This is a genomic window from Staphylococcus sp. FSL W8-0305, assembly GCF_037966415.1.
Taxonomy (GTDB): domain Bacteria; phylum Bacillota; class Bacilli; order Staphylococcales; family Staphylococcaceae; genus Staphylococcus; species Staphylococcus aureus.
In genome coordinates this window covers 1868170-1891076 of record NZ_CP150198.1, presented here as the reverse complement: position 1 = coordinate 1891076, position 22907 = coordinate 1868170, and the positions used below count along the sequence as shown (strand labels likewise).

16 protein-coding genes are annotated in these 22907 nt (G+C 34.1%); 12 read left to right on the top strand and 4 right to left on the bottom strand.

Translation table 11 applies throughout. From position 1 onward, the window contains the following. Positions 1 to 170: 170 nt before the first annotated feature. Together NST10_RS09260 and NST10_RS09255 are read left to right on the top strand one after the other, a co-directional pair. Entirely contained in the window at positions 171 to 1658 is a 1488-nt protein-coding gene (locus NST10_RS09260) for an aldehyde dehydrogenase family protein (protein WP_000290401.1), read from the top strand. A 646-nt stretch (positions 1659 to 2304) separates the two neighbouring features. After that, entirely contained in the window at positions 2305 to 3264 is a 960-nt protein-coding gene (locus NST10_RS09255) for a cation diffusion facilitator family transporter (protein ID WP_001013476.1), read from the top strand. A gap of 61 nt (positions 3265 to 3325) precedes the next feature. Here the strand turns inward: NST10_RS09255 and NST10_RS09250 are convergent, their stop codons facing one another. Beyond that, positions 3326 to 3529 carry a hypothetical protein gene (locus tag NST10_RS09250; protein ID WP_000356967.1) on the bottom strand — a complete coding sequence of 68 codons (204 nt, stop codon included), beginning with the start codon at positions 3527 to 3529 and terminating at the stop codon, positions 3326 to 3328. Positions 3530 to 3708: 179 nt separating this feature from the next. On the opposite strand from NST10_RS09250, the gene NST10_RS09245 reads away from it, so the two are divergent. The 10 genes from NST10_RS09245 (at position 3709) to NST10_RS09200 (ending at position 19779) form a co-directional block, all read left to right on the top strand. After that, entirely contained in the window at positions 3709 to 4221 is a 513-nt protein-coding gene (locus tag NST10_RS09245; RefSeq protein ID WP_000171926.1) for a DUF4242 domain-containing protein, read from the top strand. A 341-nt stretch (positions 4222 to 4562) separates the two neighbouring features. Next, the gene (locus tag NST10_RS09240; RefSeq protein WP_000590840.1) at positions 4563 to 5303 is read left to right on the top strand and encodes an ABC transporter ATP-binding protein; all 741 of its coding nucleotides are present in this window, start codon (positions 4563 to 4565) and stop codon (positions 5301 to 5303) included. Between the two features lie 13 nt (positions 5304 to 5316). Continuing rightward, positions 5317 to 6291, top strand: a complete 975-nt coding sequence (locus tag NST10_RS09235; protein WP_000826658.1) for an ABC transporter substrate-binding protein — start codon at positions 5317 to 5319, stop codon at positions 6289 to 6291. Beyond that, entirely contained in the window at positions 6288 to 7049 is a 762-nt protein-coding gene (locus NST10_RS09230) for an ABC transporter permease (RefSeq protein ID WP_339209597.1), read from the top strand. Before NST10_RS09235 ends, NST10_RS09230 begins: the two co-directional genes overlap by 4 nt. Before the next feature lie 12 nt (positions 7050 to 7061). Further along, positions 7062 to 8093, top strand: coding sequence for an acyl-CoA/acyl-ACP dehydrogenase (locus NST10_RS09225; RefSeq protein WP_000171661.1), 1032 nt, complete (start codon positions 7062 to 7064; stop codon positions 8091 to 8093). A gap of 213 nt (positions 8094 to 8306) precedes the next feature. Then, entirely contained in the window at positions 8307 to 8666 is a 360-nt protein-coding gene (locus NST10_RS09220) for a DUF2294 domain-containing protein (protein WP_001092006.1), read from the top strand. Positions 8667 to 8838: 172 nt separating this feature from the next. Then, entirely contained in the window at positions 8839 to 9864 is a 1026-nt protein-coding gene (locus NST10_RS09215) for an NAD-dependent formate dehydrogenase (RefSeq protein ID WP_000706134.1), read from the top strand. A gap of 385 nt (positions 9865 to 10249) precedes the next feature. Further along, positions 10250 to 11500: an MFS transporter gene (locus NST10_RS09210; RefSeq protein WP_000826855.1), complete on the top strand. Its 1251-nt coding sequence runs from the start codon at positions 10250 to 10252 to the stop codon at positions 11498 to 11500. A 446-nt stretch (positions 11501 to 11946) separates the two neighbouring features. Further along, positions 11947 to 19122 (top strand): non-ribosomal peptide synthetase, encoded by a 7176-nt coding sequence (locus tag NST10_RS09205; protein WP_000605274.1) that lies wholly within the window; start codon positions 11947 to 11949, stop codon positions 19120 to 19122. 12 nt (positions 19123 to 19134) lie between these two features. Then, positions 19135 to 19779: a 4'-phosphopantetheinyl transferase superfamily protein gene (locus NST10_RS09200; RefSeq protein WP_000215724.1), complete on the top strand. Its 645-nt coding sequence runs from the start codon at positions 19135 to 19137 to the stop codon at positions 19777 to 19779. A 328-nt stretch (positions 19780 to 20107) separates the two neighbouring features. Here the strand turns inward: NST10_RS09200 and NST10_RS09195 are convergent, their stop codons facing one another. The 3 genes from NST10_RS09195 to argJ all read right to left on the bottom strand — a co-directional run bounded on the left by NST10_RS09195 (position 20108) and on the right by argJ (position 22899). Then, positions 20108 to 20587 carry a YagU family protein gene (locus NST10_RS09195; RefSeq protein WP_001819665.1) on the bottom strand — a complete coding sequence of 160 codons (480 nt, stop codon included), beginning with the start codon at positions 20585 to 20587 and terminating at the stop codon, positions 20108 to 20110. A gap of 284 nt (positions 20588 to 20871) precedes the next feature. Continuing rightward, positions 20872 to 21642, bottom strand: coding sequence for an acetylglutamate kinase (gene argB / locus NST10_RS09190; RefSeq protein ID WP_339209591.1), 771 nt, complete (start codon positions 21640 to 21642; stop codon positions 20872 to 20874). Positions 21643 to 21657: 15 nt separating this feature from the next. Continuing rightward, positions 21658 to 22899, bottom strand: a complete 1242-nt coding sequence (gene argJ, locus NST10_RS09185) for a bifunctional glutamate N-acetyltransferase/amino-acid acetyltransferase ArgJ (protein WP_000682595.1) — start codon at positions 22897 to 22899, stop codon at positions 21658 to 21660. Between the last annotated feature and the right edge of the window lie 8 nt (positions 22900 to 22907).

Here is a 22907-nt window from a genome sequence, read left to right as displayed (position 1 = left end):
TTTTTATGTGCAAAAACGACGCAAAAGTTTTAAAAATGAGACTTCTGTGAGCTGATTATTTTATAAAATGTAAACGCTTACTATATAATGTGAATCATATCGTTTAAAAGCATTATTAAATATGATGCTAAGAGATTTATATTATAGCCAATAAACAAAGGAGAGATAATATGGCAGTAAACGTTCGAGATTATATAGCAGAGAATTATGGTTTATTTATCAATGGGGAATTTGTTAAAGGTAGCAGTGACGAGACAATCGAAGTGACTAATCCAGCAACTGGAGAAACACTATCACATATTACAAGAGCAAAAGATAAAGATGTCGATCATGCAGTCAAAGTGGCGCAAGAGGCATTTGAATCATGGTCATTAACTTCTAAATCAGAACGTGCACAAATGTTGCGTGATATTGGTGATAAATTAATGGCACAAAAAGATAAAATTGCAATGATTGAAACATTAAATAATGGTAAACCGATTCGTGAGACAACAGCAATTGATATTCCATTTGCTGCAAGACATTTCCATTATTTCGCAAGTGTTATTGAAACAGAAGAAGGTACAGTGAATGATATCGATAAAGACACAATGAGTATCGTACGACATGAGCCGATTGGCGTCGTAGGTGCTGTTGTTGCTTGGAACTTCCCAATGCTATTAGCTGCATGGAAGATTGCGCCAGCCATTGCTGCAGGTAATACAATTGTGATTCAACCTTCGTCTTCAACACCATTAAGTTTATTGGAAGTTGCTAAAATTTTCCAAGAGGTATTACCTAATGGTGTTGTCAATATACTAACGGGTAAAGGTTCAGAATCAGGTAATGCAATTTTCAATCATGATGGGGTAGATAAATTATCATTTACGGGCTCAACTGATGTAGGTTATCAAGTTGCCGAAGCTGCAGCGAAACATCTAGTACCTGCTACTTTAGAGCTTGGTGGTAAAAGCGCCAATATCATATTAGATGATGCTAATTTAGACCTTGCAGTTGAAGGTATTCAGTTAGGTATTTTATTCAACCAAGGTGAAGTATGTAGTGCAGGTTCTCGATTATTAGTTCATGAAAAAATTTATGATCAATTGGTGCCACGTTTACAAGAGGCATTTTCAAATATTAAAGTTGGAGATCCACAAGATGAAGCTACACAAATGGGTAGTCAAACTGGTAAGGATCAATTAGATAAAATTCAATCATATATTGATGCAGCAAAAGAATCAGATGCACAAATTTTAGCAGGTGGTCATCGTTTAACTGAAAATGGGTTAGATAAAGGATTCTTCTTTGAACCAACGTTAATTGCTGTGCCAGATAATCATCATAAATTAGCGCAAGAAGAAATATTTGGACCAGTTTTAACAGTGATTAAAGTGAAGGATGATCAAGAAGCAATTGATATAGCTAATGATTCAGAGTATGGTTTAGCTGGCGGCGTATTTTCTCAAAATATCACACGTGCATTAAATATTGCTAAAGCTGTTCGTACAGGACGTATTTGGATTAACACTTACAACCAAGTACCAGAAGGCGCACCATTTGGTGGTTATAAAAAATCAGGTATCGGTCGAGAAACTTATAAAGGTGCGTTAAGTAACTATCAACAAGTTAAAAATATTTATATTGATACAAGCAATGCTTTAAAAGGTTTGTACTAGAATAAATATCATTTTTGAAGCGTGTTTGTAGGCAGTCTAGCGGTAAGTCTTAGCATGTTTACGGAGTTGTTTAGATTTTAAGCGAAACAAAATATTTAGGAACTTGCATAATGATACTAGGATATAATGACTAAAATAATAGCAGTATGATGGTTTTTAATTGCAAATCATCTTACTGCTGTTTTTACTTATGCTAATTTGCGATGCGGCTATTATAAGGACAGAGTTGTTTATGAATTAAGGTGATTTTGAAATATGAAGTTCTATATGCAAATGTATCGTTTGTTTTAATATGTGGAACAATCATAAAATACTATTGTTATTTTTGGACTTGATGAAATAAAACAAATGAATTTGAGAAACTTTTTTGTCATTTTTATGTAATTAGCACAATCATATCGGAAATGTTTAAAAATTTCTATATGATAGGGATAAAGCAAAGCGCGAGTGTGCTGTAAAAGTTTTTCCAAGGTGATATTACATAAAGGTATAAAGGGTAAAGATTAATGAGTTGTCATGTAAAGTACGATGATGTATAAATTATGGTTAATTACGGAAGCATTAATACTAACCTGAGAAGCTATAAATAATTGTTATTAAAAGCAACTACATTAAATACGACGCATTTATTTAGGAGTGGCAAACTATGAACGGGAAAAAGGCGAATACGATAAACAGATACAAATATTTTCATCATGTCGATCATCAAAAAATTCAACAAAGTTCTAAAAAGACGCTATGGGCATCACTTATCATCACACTATTATTTACAGTGATTGAATTTGTTGGAGGTTTAGTATCTAATTCATTAGCATTGCTGTCAGACTCATTTCATATGCTTAGTGATGTATTAGCACTCGGTTTGTCAATGTTGGCAATTTATTTTGCTAGTAAGAAGCCGACTGCACGCTACACATTCGGATATTTAAGATTTGAGATATTAGCGGCATTTTTAAATGGTTTAGCATTAATTGTAATTTCAATCTGGATTTTATATGAAGCTATTGTACGTATTATTTATCCGCAACCCATTGAAAGTGGCATTATGTTTATGATTGCTAGTATTGGTTTACTCGTCAATATTATTTTGACTGTTATCCTTGTAAGGTCTTTAAAACAAGAAGACAATATCAATATTCAAAGTGCATTATGGCATTTCATGGGAGACTTATTGAACTCTATTGGTGTCATCGTTGCAGTTGTATTGATCTACTTTACAGGATGGCGCATCATTGACTCAATCATTAGTATTGTAATTTCACTCATCATTTTACGTGGTGGTTATAAAATTACGCGTAATGCGTGGTTAATTTTAATGGAAAGTGTGCCTCAACATTTGGATACTGATCAAATTATAGCAGATATAAAAAACATAGATGGCATATTAGATGTACATGAATTTCATTTGTGGAGTATTACAACAGAACATTATTCATTAAGTGCCCATGTTGTGTTAGATAAAAAATATGAGGGGGATGATTATCAAGCGATTGATCAAGTATCATCATTGTTGAAAGAAAAATATGGCATTGCACATTCAACGTTGCAAATTGAAAACTTGCAATTGAATCCATTAGATGAGCCATACTTCGACAAACTAACATAAATAAAACATTGTAGCGCCTAAAACATTAATCAATGTCATAGGCGCATGTTTCGTTTTATACTTATGTTGCATCATCTAAATGATTTTCGTCGATGTCTTTGATGGTATCTACATCTAACACGACATCTTTAGGTTTCAAAATATGAATATGTTTTTCATCATTTGTATGTAAAATGCGTTCTATGATGTACCTTTGACCGGTCATTGTTTCTACAGCAATCTTTTTGTTTCTTGCTAAACTTGCTACGACAGATTCTTTATCCATAATGATAGCCCCCTATATATATCTTTATTTACTTATACCCTAACATTATTTTTATACTCTTTGAAAATATATTTTACAGAATTTTATCTAAATATTTTAAAAAATCGCTCAATATCCTTGTAATCCGATAAGAATTATAGTAATATTTTTTTCAACCATTGTTATAGGAGGTCTTATTAATGACATTATTTTTATTAGAAGCTAACAATCTTGATTTTGCATCAACGAAAGAAGAACTAGAAGCAAAGGCATCATCACTATCTACGAAGACAATTCCAACATTAATTGAAGTACAAGCTACTGAAAATTTAACTCATGGTTATTTTATTGTGGAAGCAAATGACGAAGCAGAAGCTAAACAATTTTTAACAGAAGCAGGTATTAGCATTCAATTAGTCAAAGAAGTACGCTTAGTTGGTAAAGATTTAGATGAAGTAAAAAATGGTGATGCACATGTTGATTACCTTGTAACTTGGAACATTCCGGAAGGCATTACGATGGATCAATATTTAGCACGTAAAAAGAAAAATTCTGTTCATTATGAAGAAGTGCCAGAAGTTGAATTTAAACGCACATATGTATGTGAAGATATGTCTAAATGTATTTGTTTATACAACGCACCTGATGAAGAAGCGGTACGTCGCGCGCGCAAAGCAGTTGATACACCGATTGATGGCATCGAAAAACTTTAATAAGACAACAAGTTGATGATATATATGTATATAGGTTTGGCGTGGATTTCGATTGCAGTTAATTAGAATAGCTCAATGCTATAAATGTAAGTAGTTGATATGACGAAACTAATGAACTAAATGCAAGTTTTGTCTAAAACAATCATTTTATTGAAATTTAGTAGAGCTGAAATTAATATAACGTCGTTAATTGAATAACGCTTATGTTATAAGAGTACTCATACCAAACCATAATCATCTATAGATATAACAATTCACGATTTAAGGGCTGTGTTTGGCATAGCCCTTTAGATATACATTTAATTCTTATTAAAATGGTAGGGATTAAAAGGGGGCTTGTCATGATTAAAATACAACAATTACAACATCACTTTGGATCACATAAAGTAATTCATAACTTTAATTTGGACATTAGCAAGGGAGAAATAGTCACTTTTATAGGGAAAAGTGGTTGCGGGAAGTCTACTTTACTCAATATCATCGGTGGATTTATTCATCCATCATCTGGTCGTGTCATTATTGATAACGAAATTAAACAACAGCCGTCTCCAGATTGTTTAATGCTATTTCAACATCATAATCTGCTGCCATGGAAAACGATTAATGACAACATTAGGATTGGATTCCAACAGAAAATTAGTGATGAAGAGATTAACGCACAGCTTAAATTAGTTGATTTAGAAGGCAGAGGAAAGCATTTTCCCGAGCAACTGTCCGGGGGTATGAAACAACGTGTGGCACTATGTCGAGCGCATGTGCATAAGCCTAACGTTATATTGATGGATGAGCCATTAGGTGCATTAGATGCATTTACACGCTATAAACTTCAGGATCAACTAGTACAACTAAAACATAAAACGGAATCAACTATTATCTTAGTCGCTCACGATATTGATGAAGCTATTTATCTTTCCGACCGCATTGTTCTGTTAGGTGAAGGGTGCAATATTATTTCTCAATATGAAATTACAGCATCACATCCACGCAGTCGTAATGATAGCCACCTACTTAAGATTCGTAATGAAATTATGGAAACATTTGCATTGAATCATCATCAAGTTGAACCTGAATATTATTTATAAGGAGTGAGTGACGATGAAAAGGTTAAGCATAATCGTCATCATTGGAATCTTTATAATTACAGGATGTGATTGGCAAAGGGCGTCTAAAGAACCGTCTAATAATGCCCAACATCAGCAAGTGATTAAAATTGGATATTTGCCGATTACACATTCAGCTAATTTGATGATGACTAAAAAATTATTATCACAACACAATCATCCGAAATATAAATTAGAATTAGTTAAATTCAATAATTGGCCAGATTTAATGGACGCATTAAACAGTGGTCGTATTGATGGTGCATCAACTTTAATAGAGCTCGCGATGAAATCAAAGCAGAAGGGCTCGAATATAAAAGCTGTGGCATTGGGGCATCATGAAGGCAATGTCATTATGGGACAAAAAGGTATGCACTTAAATGAATTTAATAATAATGGCGATGATTACCATTTTGGTATACCGCATCGTTATTCAACACATTATCTCTTACTTGAAGCATTACGAGAACAATTAAAGATTAAACCGGGGCATTTTAGCTATCATGAAATGTCGCCAGCAGAAATGCCAGCCGCATTAAGTGAACACAGAATTACAGGGTATTCTGTAGCCGAACCATTCGGTGCACTGGGGGAAAAGTTAGGCAAAGGTAAGACTTTGAAACATGGTGATGACGTTATACCTGATGCGTATTGCTGTGTGCTAGTACTGAGAGGCGAATTGCTTGATCAACACAAGGCTGTAGCGCAAGCATTTGTACAAGATTATAAAAAGTCTGGCTTTAAAATGAATGATCGCAAGCAAAGTGTAGACATTATGACGCATCATTTTAAACAAAGTCGTGACGTTTTAACACAGTCAGCGGCATGGACATCCTATGGTGATTTAACAATTAAGCCATCCGGATATCAAGAAATTACGACATTGGTAAAACAACATCATTTGTTTAATCCACCTGCATATGATGACTTTGTTGAACCGTCATTGTATAAGGAGGCATCACGTTCATGACACGTCTCACAATTAATAAAATTATATTACCTATTATCACATTTATTATTTTCTTAGGCATTTGGGAAATGGTCATTATTATTGGGCATTACCAACCTGTATTGTTACCTGGTACTGCTCTTGTAGGAAAAAGCATATGGACTTTCATTGTTACTGGAGAAATTTTCCAACATTTAGCAATTAGTTTATGGAGATTTGTAGCGGGCTTTGTTGTCGCATTGTTGGTTGCTATTCCATTGGGCTTCTTGCTTGGAAGGAATCGTTGGCTATACAACGCTATCGAACCGCTATTTCAATTGATTAGGCCGATATCTCCGATAGCTTGGGCACCATTTGTTGTTCTATGGTTTGGTATTGGTAGTTTGCCAGCGATTGCGATTATTTTTATCGCTGCTTTTTTTCCAATTGTGTTCAATACCATTAAAGGCGTTAGAGACATTGAACCTCAATATTTAAAAATAGCGGCAAATTTAAATTTAACTGGGTGGTCATTGTATCGCAATATATTATTTCCCGGGGCATTTAAACAAATCATGGCTGGGATACATATGGCGGTAGGAACAAGTTGGATATTTTTAGTTTCTGGTGAAATGATTGGTGCACAATCGGGATTAGGTTTTTTAATCGTTGATGCACGAAATATGTTGAACTTAGAAGATGTTTTAGCAGCAATATTCTTTATCGGATTATTTGGTTTTATTATTGATCGATTCATTAGTTATATTGAGCAGTTTATACTTAGAAGATTTGGTGAATAAGGAGAGATGATGATGACTTTAGAAACACTTATCAAAGAACAATTAGATCCTCATTTAGTAGAAGTTGATGAAGGGACGTATTATCCGAGAACATTTATCCAACAATTATTTGTAGATGGCTATTTTGGTGAAGCGACACTGAGAAAAAATGCTGAAGTAATCGAAGCTGTATCGCAGTCTTGTTTGACAACAGGATTTTGTTTATGGTGCCAATTGGCTTTTTCAACGTATTTAGAAAATGCCACACAGCCACATTTAAATAATGACTTACAACAGCAATTGTTATCTGGAGAAATATTAGGTGCTACCGGATTGTCTAATCCGATGAAGTCATTTAATGATTTAGAAAAGTTGAACCTTGAACACACTTATGTTGATGGACAATTGGTTGTCAGTGGACGTATGCCAGCTGTAAGTAATATTCAAGAAGACCATTATTTTGGTGCGATTTCGAAGCATGAATCATCAGATGAATTTGTCATGTTCATTCTACGTGCCAATCAAGATGGTATCACGCTTGTTGAAAAAACAAATTTTTTAGGGGTAAACGGCTCAGCAACGTATCAAATTACTTTGAATCAAGTCGCAGTGCCACAATCACAAATTATCACGCATGATGCGAAGCAGTTTGCGGCAACTATTCGCCCGCAATTTATTGCTTACCAAATTCCAATAGGATTAGGCTCAATTAAAAGTTCTTTAGAGTTAATTGATGCATTTTCAAATGCGCAAAACGGAATAAATCAATATTTAGAGTATGATGTTGAAGGTTTTAAAAAACGCTATCGTCAACTTAGAGAGGAATATTATGCAATATTAGATGACGGTAACTTAACTTCACATTTAAATGAATTAATATCATTGAAGAAGGACATTGGCTACTTATTGTTAGATGTAAATCAAGCTTCTGTTGTCAATGGTGGTTCAAGAGCGTACACACCATATTCGCCACAAGTACGTAAATTAAAAGAAGGATTCTTCTTTGCGGCATTAACGCCAACATTAAGACATTTAGGTAAACTTGAGGCAGAGTTGAAGGGGTAAGTATGATATGCTGATTTGTTGTTTAGATGCGCTTGTTGAAACAATTTTTAAAATAATATAAATCTTAGTTTATAAACATTTTCTGTTAATTTGTTATATCCTTTTAACTAGGAAAATATACATTTCGTAATAATAATCGTTATCATTGAAAAAGTGTTAATAAGGTGTATAATGAAAATGTGAACAATTAATGAACTTCTTATTTTAGAGAAGGTGAATACTATAGATACGCATACTAAAGAACAACAATTCTCGAATCTAGTAAGATCTTATCGTAAAGAATACGTGGGTAAAGGACCCAACAGTATTCGAGTGTCGTTTAAAGATAATTGGGCGATTGCACATATGACAGGTGTTTTGAGTAAAGTTGAGAGTTTTTACCTAAACGACAAACGCAATGAATCGATGCTCCATTATACACGCACAGAGAAGATTAAACAGATGTATAAAGAAATAGATGTAAATGAGATGGAAAGTGTTGTAGGCGCTAAGTTTGTAAAATTATTTACAGATATTGATTTGAATGATGATGAAGTCATTTCAATATTTGTTTTCGATAAGTCAATAGAATAAGTGTTGCTGGTGTAAGGTACGCGGTGCTGTTTGCTAACTTCGCTTTGAATTTAACAATAATTCAAGGGGGTGGTATGTCAAACAGTGCCGTTTTTTTGTCATATTTTTAAAACAAGCAACATGCAACACGTACTTTAAGGAAGTCAAAATTTATCATTTAGGAGAGATGGATATGAAAATCGTAGCGTTATTTCCAGAAGCAGTAGAAGGTCAAGACAATCAATTACTTAATACTAAAAAAGCATTAGGATTAAAAACATTTTTAGAGGAAAGAGGACAAGAGTTCATTATATTAGCAGATAATGGTGAAGACTTAGATAAACATTTACCAGATATGGATGTGATTATTAGTGCGCCATTTTATCCTGCATATATGACTCGTGAACGTATTGAAAAAGCACCGAACTTGAAATTAGCAATTACAGCAGGTGTAGGATCTGACCATGTAGATTTAGCGGCAGCAAGTGAACATAACATTGGTGTCGTTGAAGTTACAGGAAGTAATACAGTTAGTGTGGCAGAACATGCAGTTATGGATTTATTAATACTTCTTAGAAACTATGAAGAAGGTCATCGTCAATCAGTAGAAGGTGAATGGAACTTGTCTCAAGTAGGTAATCATGCGCATGAATTACAACACAAAACAATTGGTATTTTTGGATTTGGACGAATTGGACAACTTGTTGCTGAAAGATTAGCGCCATTTAATGTAACATTACAACACTATGATCCAATCAATCAACAAGACCATAAATTGTCTAAATTTGTAAGCTTTGATGAACTTGTTTCAACAAGTGATGCGATTACAATTCATGCACCATTAACACCAGAAACTGATAACTTATTTGATAAAGATGTTTTAAGTCGTATGAAAAAACACAGTTATTTAGTGAATACTGCACGTGGTAAAATTGTAAATCGCGATGCGTTAGTTGAAGCGTTAGCATCTGAGCATTTACAAGGATATGCTGGTGATGTTTGGTATCCACAACCTGCACCTGCTGATCATCCATGGAGAACAATGCCTAGAAATGCTATGACAGTTCACTATTCAGGTATGACTTTAGAAGCACAAAAACGTATTGAAGATGGAGTTAAAGATATTTTAGAGCGTTTCTTCAATCATGAACCTTTCCAAGATAAAGATATTATTGTTGCAAGTGGTCGTATTGCTAGTAAAAGTTATACAGCTAAATAGAATAAGGATGCTGGGCTAGCGATTAACGCTTTCAATTTTATATAAATGAATCATATAAGTACTACTGCTGTTGTAAAGATGGCAGTAGTTTTTTTATGATTACATCTAAGTATAGTCACGGCTATGTTAGGACAATGATTTAACGTTTACGCACATATGTGTTCACTTACGCAAATGTTGATAAATTTTACTCATTTGGAATAATATATAGTCATATAGTGCTAATTTTTTTGAGGCATTATATGCAAGATGCATTGTAAAGTCGATACATTTGTTTGTTAAATAACTTTGTATAACTAAAAATTCTTTGATTCAACGTATAATCAAATAATAGATTTTATATAAATGGTAGTGTGCATATATGTGGATAGGGGTGTAGTTATCAATGAAACGTTTAAGTACGACTTTGAAAGTACGATTGATTAGCAATTTTTTACAGCTAATTATTACGACAGCATTTATACCGTTTATAGCACTATATTTAACAGATATGTTAAGTCAATCAATTGTCGGTATATACCTTGTTGGTTTAGTGGTTCTAAAATTTCCATTGTCTATTATATCTGGTTACCTTATTGAGATATTTCCGAAAAAGTTGCTAGTACTTATTTATCAAGCGACGATGGTGATAATGCTTGTGTTCATGGGCATATTTGGGTCACATCAATTGTGGCAAATTATTGGTTTTTGTGTTGCATACGCCATATTTACAATTGTTTGGGGATTGCAATTTCCAGTTATGGACACGTTAATTATGGATGCAATTACCGAAGATGTGGAACATTATATTTACAAGATTAGCTATTGGATGACGAACTTATCGGTAGCTATTGGAGCATTGTTAGGTGGCTTGATGTATGGCTACAGTATGTTACTGCTTTTCTTAATAGCAGCTTGTATATTTTTAATTGTACTGTTTATTTTATATATTTGGTTACCTCAAGACCGAAATCAAGTAAAGCAAAGTGATGACAAGAAACATGCAAGTCGTTATCAAAAATTACAAATAATGAATATATTTCGCAGTTATAAATTAGTTTTGAAAGACCGTAATTATATGTTATTGATTTCGGGGTTCAGTATCATCATGATGGGTGAATTTTCAATCTCCTCATATATTGCTATTAGACTAAAGGATCAGTTTGAAACAATAAGTATAGGTTCATATGATATTACAGGTGCTAAGATGTTAGCAATCTTGCTAATGATTAATACGGTCGTCGTCATTTTACTCACGTATTCAATCTCGAAAATTGTATTGAAAATAGATTTTAAAAAAGCTTTAATCACTGGTTTGCTGATTTATATTGTTGGCTATAGTGGTCTAACCTATCTTAATCAGTTTGGCTTATTAGTTGTTTTTATGATAATTGCGACTGTAGGTGAAATTATTTATTCGCCTATAGTTTCAGAACAACGCTTTAAAATTATTCCTAAAGCTAAAAGAGGAACATATAGTGCAGTTAATGCATTAGGCATTCATTTTTCAGAAACACTAGCTAGGTTAGGGATTGTGTTGGGTGCTTTCTTAACGACATTACAAATGGGACTGTATATGTTTATAGTTTTAACAATTGGTGCTAGCATGCTTGTTGCTGGTGTATTCGGGGGACAAAAACAAGTGAATACAAATTGAATTTATTTAAATATTTATTCTATGCATCTTTTTATATTGAAAACCTATTAATTTGGTCGTAATTAAAATAGAGATAAATTTATTAAGAATTTGTTAAAATTTAAGGATAACAATTGTTTTATGCGAGTTGTTTGTTTAATATAAACTTGCTTCATGGATATTTTGTAACAACAATATTGAACTTGCAATGAGATATGAATAAGAGAAAGTGATTAACGAGTTGTAGTGTGCTAGTTATCGAATATGTATGTAATTTACATTGAAAAATATACCAATTGTAACGATGATACAAGATGTATTTTAGGGTAGAATATATCGCTCATATGTTGCGAATGGTGTTTTATATTAATCATTACATAACGAGTTAATTAACATTTCGTCGGTTATCATATCATCATGCAATTTCAGTAAGTAATGAGTATTATGATATGAAAGAAGGACTTTTTATGATTATGGGCAATTTGAGATTTCAACAGGAATATTTTCGTATATACAAAAATAATACAGAATCAACGACACACCGTAATGCGTATTGGGTTAAACTCGCTAAAAATATTGAAGCTACTAAAATGATGTATGCATTATCGACAATTGTGCAACAACATGCATCTATAAGACATTTTTTTGATGTTACTACCGATGACAATTTAACAATGATACTTCATGAATTTCTGCCTTTTATTGAGATAAAACAAGTTCCATCTTCTTCCGCAAACTATGATTTAGAAGCTTTTTTTAAGCAAGAATTAAGTACTTACCATTTTAATGATTCACCTTTATTCAAATTTAAATTGTTTCAGTTCGCTGATGCTGCATATATATTATTAGATTTTCATGTGTCCATTTTCGATGATAGTCAAATTGATATTTTTCTTGATGATTTATGCAATGCATATCGTGGCAATACTGTTATTAACAATACTCGACAGCATGCACATTTAAATAGAAATGATGATAAAGACAATCAAGATGCATCGCATATAGCATTAGACTCAAACTATTTTCGGCTAGAGAATAACTCTGACATCCATATCGATAGTTATTTACCAATTAAGCATCCATTTGAGCAAGCTTTATATCAAACGTATTTGATTGATGATATGACATCAATAGATATGGCATCGTTGGCTGTTAGTGTGTATTTAGCTAATCATATAATGAGTCAACAACATGATGTCACATTAGGTATACATGTACCATCACATTTACCAAATGATTTACACGGAAATATTGTGCCATTAACGTTAACAATCGATGCAAAAGATGTATGTCAACGCTTTACAACAGATTTTAATAAAAGTGTGTTGCAAAATATGTCGCAATTACAGTGCGCGAAGTCTTCGCTTTCATTAGAGACTATTTTTCATTGTTATCATCAAATGATGTCTTGTTGTAATGATGTTATTGAGGATGTACATCAAATACATGATGCACATACATCTTTAGCGGATATTGAAATTTTTCCACATCAACACGGGTTCAAAATTATATATAACAGTGCAGCATATGATTTGCTCTCAATCGAGACGCTGAGTGACTTAGTTCGTAATATTTATTTGCAAATTACTAAAGAAAATGGAAATAAACGAACAACTGTAGATGAACTTAATTTGATGACAGAACGTGATATTCAATTATATGACGATATCAATTTAAGTTTACCTGAGATAGATGATGCGCAAACAGTTGTTACCTTATTTGAGCAACAAGTTGAAGCAACACCGAATTATGTCGCTGTGCAATTTGACGGAGTGTTTATAACATATCAAACATTGAATGCACGCGCGAATGATTTAGCACAACGTTTGAGAAACCAGTATGGTGTTGAACCTAATGATCGTGTCGCTGTCATAGCTGAAAAAAGTATTGAGATGATAGTAGCGATGATAGGTGTGTTGAAAGCTGGTGGGGCTTACGTGCCAATTGATCCGAACTATCCAAGTGATCGTCAGGAGTACATTTTAAAAGATGCAACGCCTAAAGTTGTTATCACATATCAAGTAGTATATGAAAATGGTAAACGAGATATTAATCACATTGATTTGAACAAGATAGCGTGGAAAAATATTGATAATCTTTCTAAATGTAACACGTTAGAAGATCATGCGTATGTTATTTACACGTCGGGGACAACTGGTAACCCTAAAGGGACACTAATTCCGCACCGAGGTATTGTTCGCTTGGTCCATCAAAATCATTATGTACCATTAAATGAAAAGACGACGATTTTGTTATCAGGAACTATAGCCTTTGACGCTGCAACATTTGAAATATATGGTGCATTGCTAAATGGTGGAAAACTGATTGTTGCTAAAACAGAACAATTATTAAATCCAATAGCGTTAGAACAATTAATCAATGAAAATGACGTCAATACTATGTGGTTAACCTCCTCATTATTTAATCAGATTGCTAGTGAACGAATAGAAGTATTGGTACCGTTAAAGTATTTATTAATTGGTGGAGAAGTATTGAATGCTAAGTGGGTGGATTTGCTTAATCAAAGACCGAAGCATCCTCAAATTATTAATGGTTATGGACCAACTGAAAATACAACATTTACAACGACGTATAATATACCTAACAAAGTTCCAAATCGTATTCCTATTGGTAAACCGATTCTTGGTACTCATGTTTATATCATGCAAGGCGAGCGTCGGTGTGGCGTTGGTATTCCTGGAGAATTATGTACAAGTGGCTTTGGGTTGGCTGCAGGTTATTTAAATCAGCCAGAATTGACAGCAGATAAATTTATCAAAGATTCAAATATAAATCAGCTGATGTATAGAAGTGGTGATATCGTACGTTTGTTACCCGATGGCAACATAGATTATTTATATCGAAAGGACAAACAAGTTAAGATTCGAGGATTTAGGATTGAGTTGTCAGAGGTTGAGCATGCGCTCGAGCGTATACAAGGTATTAATAAAGCTGTTGTTATTGTTCAAAATCATGATCAAGACCAGTATATCGTTGCTTATTATGAAGCGATGCATACATTATCACATAATAAGATTAAATCACAATTACGTATGACCTTACCTGAGTACATGATACCAGTTAATTTTATGCATATTGAGCAAATTCCTATTACTATTAATGGGAAATTAGATAAGAAGGCATTGCCTATCATGGACTATGTCGATACGGATGCCTATGTAGCACCGAGTACAGATACCGAACACTTGCTATGCCAAATTTTTGCAGATATTTTACATGTGAATCAAGTAGGTATTCATGATAATTTCTTTGAATTAGGTGGCCATTCCTTAAAAGCAACGTTAGTGGTGAATCGGATAGAGGCATCTACTGGGAAACGATTACAAATTGGTGATTTATTACAAAAGCCAACTGTATTTGAACTAGCGCAAGCGATTGCTAAGGTTCAAGAACAAAACTATGAAGTGATTCCTGAAGCTATAGTTAAAGATGATTATGTGTTGAGCTCTGCACAAAAGCGAATGTATTTATTATGGAAATCAAACCATAAAGATACGGTGTATAACATACCTTTTTTATGGCGGTTATCATCAGAACTTAATGTAGCTCAATTGCGACAAGCAGTTCAGCATTTGATAGCGCGACATGAGATTCTACGAACACAATATATTGTTGTAGATGATGAGGTTCGACAACGTATTGTGGCAGATGTTGTAGCTGACTTTAAAGAAGTTAACACGCATTTTACGGATGAACAAGAAATCATGCGCCAATTTGTGGCACCTTTTAATTTGGAAAAGCCAAGCCAAATTAGAGTGAGATACATTCGAAGTCCATTACATGCATACCTGTTTATAGATACACATCATATTATTAATGATGGTATGAGTAATATACAATTAATGAATGATCTTAACGCATTATATCAACATAAATTATTGTTACCACTTAAATTGCAATATAAAGACTATAGTGAATGGATGTCGCATCGTGATATGACGAAACATAGACAATATTGGTTATCTCAATTCAAAGATGAAGTACCTATTTTAAGCTTACCGACAGACTATGTTAGACCAAATATTAAAACGACAAATGGAGCAATGATGTCATTTACAATGAATCAACAAATGAGACAGCTACTTCAAAAGTATGTAGAAAAGCATCAAATTACTGATTTTATGTTCTTTATGAGTGTGGTCATGACGTTGTTAAGCAGATATGCTCGAAAAGATGATGTTGTTGTCGGTAGTGTCATGAGTGCGCGTATGCATAAAGGCACGGAGCAAATGCTAGGCATGTTTGCTAATACGTTGGTATATAGAGGGCAACCGTCACTTGATAAAATGTGGACACAGTTTTTACAAGAGGTTAAGGAAATGAGTTTGGAGGCATACGAGCATCAAGAATACCCATTCGAATGTTTAGTAAATGACTTAGATCAATCACATGATGCCTCACGGAATCCATTATTTGATGTCATGTTAGTACTACAAAACAATGAAACGAATCATGCTCATTTTGGGCATAGTAAATTAACACACATTCAACCCAAATCGGTGACGGCGAAATTTGATTTATCTTTCATCATTGAAGAAGATTGCGATGACTATACAATCAATATCGAGTATAATACCGATTTATATCACTCAGAAACAGTTCGTCACATGGGTAATCAATGTATGATTATGATTGATTATATTTTGAAGCATCAAGATACACTACAAATTCGTGATATACCAAACGGCACGGAGGAACTTTTAAATTGGGTCAATACGCATGTTAACGATCGAATGCTTAATGTCCCGGGAAATAAATCTATCATAAGTTACTTTGATGAAGTTGTCTCACGACAAGGTAATCATGTTGCGCTAGTCATGAATGATTTGACAATGACGTATGAAACATTACACAACTATGTAGATGCTATTGCGCACATGCTCCTATCAAATGGTGTGGGCAAGGGTCAACGAGTTGCTTTAATAACAGAACGTAGTTTTGAAATGATTGCGGCGATGTTGGCGACAGTTAAAGTAGGTGCATCTTATATACCTATCGATATTGATTTTCCGAAAAAGCGACAAGGTGCAATTTTGGAGGATGCTAAAGTAACTGCAGTCATGTCTTACGGCGTTGAAATTGAAACGACATTACCAGTCATTCAATTGGAAAATGCTAAAGGTTTTGTTGAATCAAAGGAAAATGAACAATATGATGATTTACATGGCGATCAACTCGAAAACACAGCGATGTTAGATAATGAGATGTATGCTATTTACACATCTGGTACGACCGGGATGCCTAAAGGGGTTGCCATACGACAACGAAATTTGTTGAATTTAGTGCATGCATGGTCAACTGAATTGCAATTAGGCGACAATGAAGTATTTTTGCAACATGCAAATATTGTTTTTGATGCATCAGTTATGGAGATTTATTGTTGTTTGTTAAATGGTCATACGCTTGTGATTCCAGATAGAGAGGAACGTGTTAATCCAGAACAGTTACAACAACTCATTAATAAGCATCGTGTGACGGTGGCGTCGATTCCATTACAGATGTGTAGTGTTATGGAAGACTTTTATATTGAAAAATTGATTACAGGCGGGGCAACTAGTACGGCATCCTTTGTTAAATATATTGAGAAGCATTGTGGCACGTATTTCAATGCCTATGGACCATCTGAGTCAACAGTCATCACATCGTATTGGTCACATCAATGTGGTGATTTGATACCTGAGACGATTCCAATTGGCAAACCCTTATCTAACATCCAAGTGTATATTATGTCAGATGGTTTGTTATGCGGTATTGGTATGCCAGGCGAGTTGTGTATTGCAGGTGATAGTTTAGCGATAGGATATATTAATCGTCCGGAATTAATGGCTGATAAATGGCAAAATAATCCATTTGGTAAAGGAAAGTTGTATCATAGTGGTGATTTAGCACGTTATACATCTGATGGTCAAATTGAATTTTTGGGAAGAATAGATAAACAAGTGAAAGTTAACGGGTACCGTATTGAACTTGATGAAATTGAAAATGCAATATTAGCTATTCGTGGTATATCTGATTGTGTTGTCACAGTTAGTCACTTTGATACGCATGATATATTGAATGCTTATTATGTCGGAGAACAACAAATGGAGCAGGATTTGAAGCAATATTTAAATGATCATCTGCCTAAGTATATGATTCCTAAGACTATAACGTATATCGATTGTATACCATTAACCACGAATGACAAGGTGGATACTACGCGTTTGCCAAATCCATCACCTATACAACAGTCTAATAAAGTATATAGCGAACCATCTAATGAAATTGAGCAGACATTTGTTGATGTATTCGGAGAGGTATTGAAACAAAATGATGTCGGTGTTGACGATGATTTCTTTGAACTTGGTGGTAACTCATTAGAGGCGATGTTAGTTGTCTCGCATTTAAAACGATTTGGCCATCATATTTCAATGCAGACATTATATCAATATAAAACCGTGCGACAGATTGTTAATTATATGCACCAAAATCAACAATCATTAGTTGCATTACCGGATAATCTTTCGGAATTACAAAAGATTGTTATGTCTCGTTATAATTTGGGTATTTTAGAGGATAGTCTAAGTCATCGACCTCTAGGAAAAACACTATTGACTGGCGCTACAGGGTTTTTAGGTGCTTATCTGATTGAAGCACTACAAGGATACAGTCATCGCATTTATTGTTTCATACGTGCTGATAATGAGGAAATAGCATGGTATAAGTTGATGACGAATTTAAATGATTATTTTTCAGAAGAGACGGTTGAAATGATGTTATCAAACATTGAAGTCATTGTTGGTGATTTCGAGTGTATGGATGATGTTGTTTTACCAGAAAACATGGATACAATTATTCATGCAGGTGCTCGTACAGATCACTTTGGTGATGATGATGAATTTGAAAAAGTAAATGTTCAAGGTACTGTTGATGTCATACGTTTGGCACAACAACATCATGCAAGGTTAATATATGTGTCTACGATAAGTGTGGGAACTTATTTTGATATAGATACAGAAGATGTGACATTTTCAGAAGCGGATGTCTATAAAGGACAACTACTAACATCACCATATACACGGAGTAAATTTTATAGTGAATTAAAAGTATTAGAAGCTGTAAAAAATGGCTTAGATGGTCGAATTGTACGTGTTGGTAATTTGACGAGTCCATACAATGGAAGATGGCATATGAGAAATATAAAGACTAACCGTTTTTCAATGGTAATGAATGATTTGTTACAACTGGATTGTATCGGGGTTAGCCTCGCTGAAATGCCTGTAGATTTTTCTTTTGTGGATACGACTGCAAGACAAATTGTCGCATTAGCACAGGTCAACACGCCACAAATCATTTACCATGTGTTATCACCTAATAAAATGCCGGTGAAATCTTTATTAGAATGTGTTAAGTGCAAAGAAATTGAACTCGTCAGCGATGAATCATTTAATGAAATTTTACAGAAACAAGACATGTACGAAACGATTGGATTAACTAGTGTTGACCGTGAACAACAACTAGCAATGATAGATACAAAATTAACATTAAAAATAATGGATCACATCAGTGAAAAATGGCCAACGATAACTAACAATTGGCTGTATCATTGGGCACAATATATCAAAACAATATTCAATAAGTAAGTAGGGAAAGTTATGACAGTATTTGTAATGCAATTACAGAGTAACTTGAAAAGTATTGAAGAATTAATATCACAAAGTCGTTGGTCATATAAAAAACCGCGTACAGTCAACTATAGATACAATCAAGATAAACTCATGCACAGATTGGGAGATATTTTAGTGCAATATGGAATTCAACATGACACAGGGTTATTACCACATGAATGGCATTATCACATTTCGCCACGAGGTAAGGCAGATATAGTTCAACACAATCGTGATGGACAGCCCATCTATGTGAGCTTATCATATAGTTATCCTTATATCGTGTGTGTTGTCGATAAAGAACCAGTTGGTATTGATATCGAAAAGATATCACAACGTTTAGACTGGCGTACATTAGTGACGTGTTTCTCTACAAACGAAGCACATCAAATATGTAGTTTAAATGATTTTTATCAAATATGGACACAAAAAGAAAGTTTTACAAAATTGATTGGTGAAGGTTTAATCAAAGGATTGGACATTTATGATATGACGCAATCACACTTTTATCAATCACGTGAAGTGAAGTTCAAACAATTTATTTTTGATCAGTTTATGGTACAGGTATGTTTCTTAGGACAGGCACCCTGGGGTTATAAAAAAGTGTCTGTATTTCAGTTATTGAGTAGTTAAACATGGCGTCTAACAGTTTTATTTGGCAGTGATTTTAAACTATACTGCCTAAATGTTTACTGTTAGATGTTTTTTTATTGGAAAAATGAAAGGTGAATACACGATGGCATCATTCAAAATCATGACGAGATTAAAGTAAGTGATAAGGTGAAAATATACTGAGCAATATTGAAATTGCCAAAAATAATGGCTTGTTACGACGCATTTGAGACTTTAATGCTCATGTAAGTTGGCTAGAATTATATCATGTCAGTTAATAAAATAACGTGAGCATCAATCATCATACTCAAACGATGATTTAAAACTCACGTTAATGTTAGTCAGTGTATTAATTTAATTTATAGCGATAGACAAAATGTTGTCGCACTAATTCAATTGTCATCATCCAGACGATATGGCCAAAGAATTCTGACAGATGCTCTTGGAATGGTTGATCCCACACAGCAGGTACAGTATGCATGATTGGCATAATGATAAGGTGGAATAATACCCAAATAGCAATACCAAAAACAGCACCTTGTCCCATTGCTAAGTAAGCGTATTTTTTAACTAATATGCAGTAAATAATTGCAATGACGATAGAAAAACTAAAGTGGACAATAAAGCTTACCCAAGGCAATTGCATATTTGAAAATGTATATGTTTGATGCGTAAACTCACTACTAAATCCTAATTGTTGCAATAACTCTTGAGGTGGGTTCGTTGCATTACGTTCTGGTGTGCGAGGTGGAAACATGACCTCCCAACCTAATTTTACAATTCCAGATAACAAGCCACCGATAATTCCAGCATAAATGAATATACCCATTTGTCGTTTTGTCAACTTAAGGACTCCTCTCTATTTACTATCCTCATTATAGTATTTTGTGAAAATAATCACAATGAAAAACTTTTAAAATATAAAATATTTCGAGTTACAAATTTGAAAATCACTTATAGTGTTTTTCATCTCATATTGTATCATACTGTATTCTAAGAATTCTTTTGTGAAATGAGACAGGTGAAAAGGTGACGCTGCATAATCATTAAACAAATTAGGTACAACTATGTTTCGAAGCCGAAAAATACAAGATTGAGTGGTCATATTCAAAGTCATACTGATGATTTTAGTATCGTTGTCCCAACAAAATCATTATTGTAAATAGCTTCGATAATATTTAGCTTGTTTCCTGATGCAATGATAACTTTAGGACAGCCATTTTTAATAGCATTTTTAGCATCAAGCACTTTGGGAATCATACCTCCATAAATATCACCATGCTCAATATACTGATTAATATCGGCTAAGGGTAGTTGAGGTATAACAACATCGTTGATTAGCACGCCAGCAATATTACTTAGTACATAAATGGGTGCTTCTAATGATGCTGCAATAAAATAGGCGAGTGTGTCTGCATTTATGTTGTAAAATTCTCCATCATGGTTATTGAAACCAATCGAATTGATGATAGGTACAAATTTAGTACATAAATAAGACAATGAGTCTATATTTAAAGTGGTTGGAACCCCGACATATCCATATTGTTGATCAAAACGTTTAATTTCAAATAATTGAGCATCCAAACCACATAAGCCTATTGCAGAACATTGCTGCTGGTTAAATTGAGCTACTAATGCAGTGTTAACGTCTGCAATGAGCGTGTGTTTAGTAATAGTCATGGTTGCTTTATCAGTCACTCTTAGGCCATTAACAAAGTGTGGCTCGATTTGCTGGTTTGATAATGCTTCATTAATAAATGGGCCACCGCCGTGAACGATAATGGGGTAGATGTTGTTTGATCGTAAATGCTTAATGTTGTTAATAATTGATGGATGCATGTCACTTAGTGTACTGCCACCAATTTTAATGACAATAAATTTCATCTAACCAACACCACCTTATGTTCGATATGATGCGTTAATACGCACATAATCATAGGATAAATCACAACCGTATGCAGTCGCTGCAGCGTTACCCAAACCAAGCTGAACGTCAATTGTGACATTTTCATGAGTTAATGTATTCGACATAGCTTGCTCATCAAATAGTACAGCCATACCTTTATCCACGACAGGTATTTGGTTCAGTTGAACATATGTGCAGTTAGGATCAATTTCACATCCGCTATAGCCAATAGCTGTAATGATTCGACCAAAATTGGCATCTTCGCCAAAAATAGCTGATTTTACTAGATTTGAACTTACGATAGTTTTACCGATTTTTCTTGCGTCTGATATTGATTTAGCGCCTGAAACATTGACACTGATTAACTTTGTTGCGCCTTCGCCATCTCTGGCTATAGCTTTAGCTAAAAATGTACAGACAAAATTGAAGGCATCAACAAATGTTTCCCATTGTGGATGGTCTTGATTAAGTATTTGGTGTTCAACTTGTTGATTTGCCATGACTAATACCATGTCATTTGTACTTGTATCGCCATCAACAGTAATCATATTAAATGTATGGTCAGTCGAAGATTTTAATAATTGATGAAGTGTATTCGATTCAATTGATGCATCGGTTGTTATAAAAGCAAGCATGGTAGCCATATTTGGGTGAATCATACCTGATCCTTTAGCACTGCCACCAATTGTAATGGTTTTACCATCAATATTTAGTGATACAGCGATATGCTTTGTACATGTATCAGTTGTTAAAATTGCCTCGTTAAACGCACCTGGCGTTGCAAAATTAGCATCATTAATATGTTCTGTACCAGTTTTAATTTTATCCATTGGCAAATATTCTCCAATAACACCAGTTGAAGCAACAGCAACATGCTCAGATGGTATTTGAAGTTGTTGAGCAACCCATGTTTGAGTTTGTTGTGCATCATCGATACCTTGCTGACCTGTGCAAGAATTTGCATTAGCTGAATTAACAACAAGTGCTTGTAATTTCCCTTTAGACTTTTGTAAAGTGTCTTCAGTGACAATAAGTGGTGCAGCTTTAAATTGGTTTAAAGTATATACGGCAGCTGAACTTGCTAAAGACGATGAGTAAATCCAGCCAAAGTCTTTTTTGTTAGCGCGTAAACCGATGTGCATACCACCGGCCGTGAAGCCTTGAGGTGTACTGATATCGCCATGTTTAATAATTGAAAAGTTATGTTGTTGTGATGTCGTTTCTTGATGTTTCATTCTAACAC

Bases quoted from the DNA above. Each gene is read 5' to 3' on its own strand.
- NST10_RS09260 (WP_000290401.1), top strand. From the start codon at position 171: ATGGCAGTAAACGTTCGAGATTATATAGCAGAGAATTATGGTTTATTT.
- NST10_RS09255 (WP_001013476.1), top strand. From the start codon at position 2,305: ATGAACGGGAAAAAGGCGAATACGATAAACAGATACAAATATTTTCAT.
- NST10_RS09250 (WP_000356967.1), bottom strand. From the start codon at position 3,529: ATGGATAAAGAATCTGTCGTAGCAAGTTTAGCAAGAAACAAAAAGATT.
- NST10_RS09245 (WP_000171926.1), top strand. From the start codon at position 3,709: ATGACATTATTTTTATTAGAAGCTAACAATCTTGATTTTGCATCAACG.
- NST10_RS09240 (WP_000590840.1), top strand. From the start codon at position 4,563: ATGATTAAAATACAACAATTACAACATCACTTTGGATCACATAAAGTA.
- NST10_RS09235 (WP_000826658.1), top strand. From the start codon at position 5,317: ATGAAAAGGTTAAGCATAATCGTCATCATTGGAATCTTTATAATTACA.
- NST10_RS09230 (WP_339209597.1), top strand. From the start codon at position 6,288: ATGACACGTCTCACAATTAATAAAATTATATTACCTATTATCACATTT.
- NST10_RS09225 (WP_000171661.1), top strand. From the start codon at position 7,062: ATGACTTTAGAAACACTTATCAAAGAACAATTAGATCCTCATTTAGTA.
- NST10_RS09215 (WP_000706134.1), top strand. From the start codon at position 8,839: ATGAAAATCGTAGCGTTATTTCCAGAAGCAGTAGAAGGTCAAGACAAT.
- NST10_RS09210 (WP_000826855.1), top strand. From the start codon at position 10,250: ATGAAACGTTTAAGTACGACTTTGAAAGTACGATTGATTAGCAATTTT.
- NST10_RS09205 (WP_000605274.1), top strand. From the start codon at position 11,947: ATGATTATGGGCAATTTGAGATTTCAACAGGAATATTTTCGTATATAC.
- NST10_RS09200 (WP_000215724.1), top strand. From the start codon at position 19,135: ATGACAGTATTTGTAATGCAATTACAGAGTAACTTGAAAAGTATTGAA.
- NST10_RS09195 (WP_001819665.1), bottom strand. From the start codon at position 20,587: ATGGGTATATTCATTTATGCTGGAATTATCGGTGGCTTGTTATCTGGA.
- argB (WP_339209591.1), bottom strand. From the start codon at position 21,642: ATGAAATTTATTGTCATTAAAATTGGTGGCAGTACACTAAGTGACATG.
- argJ (WP_000682595.1), bottom strand. From the start codon at position 22,899: ATGAAACATCAAGAAACGACATCACAACAACATAACTTTTCAATTATT.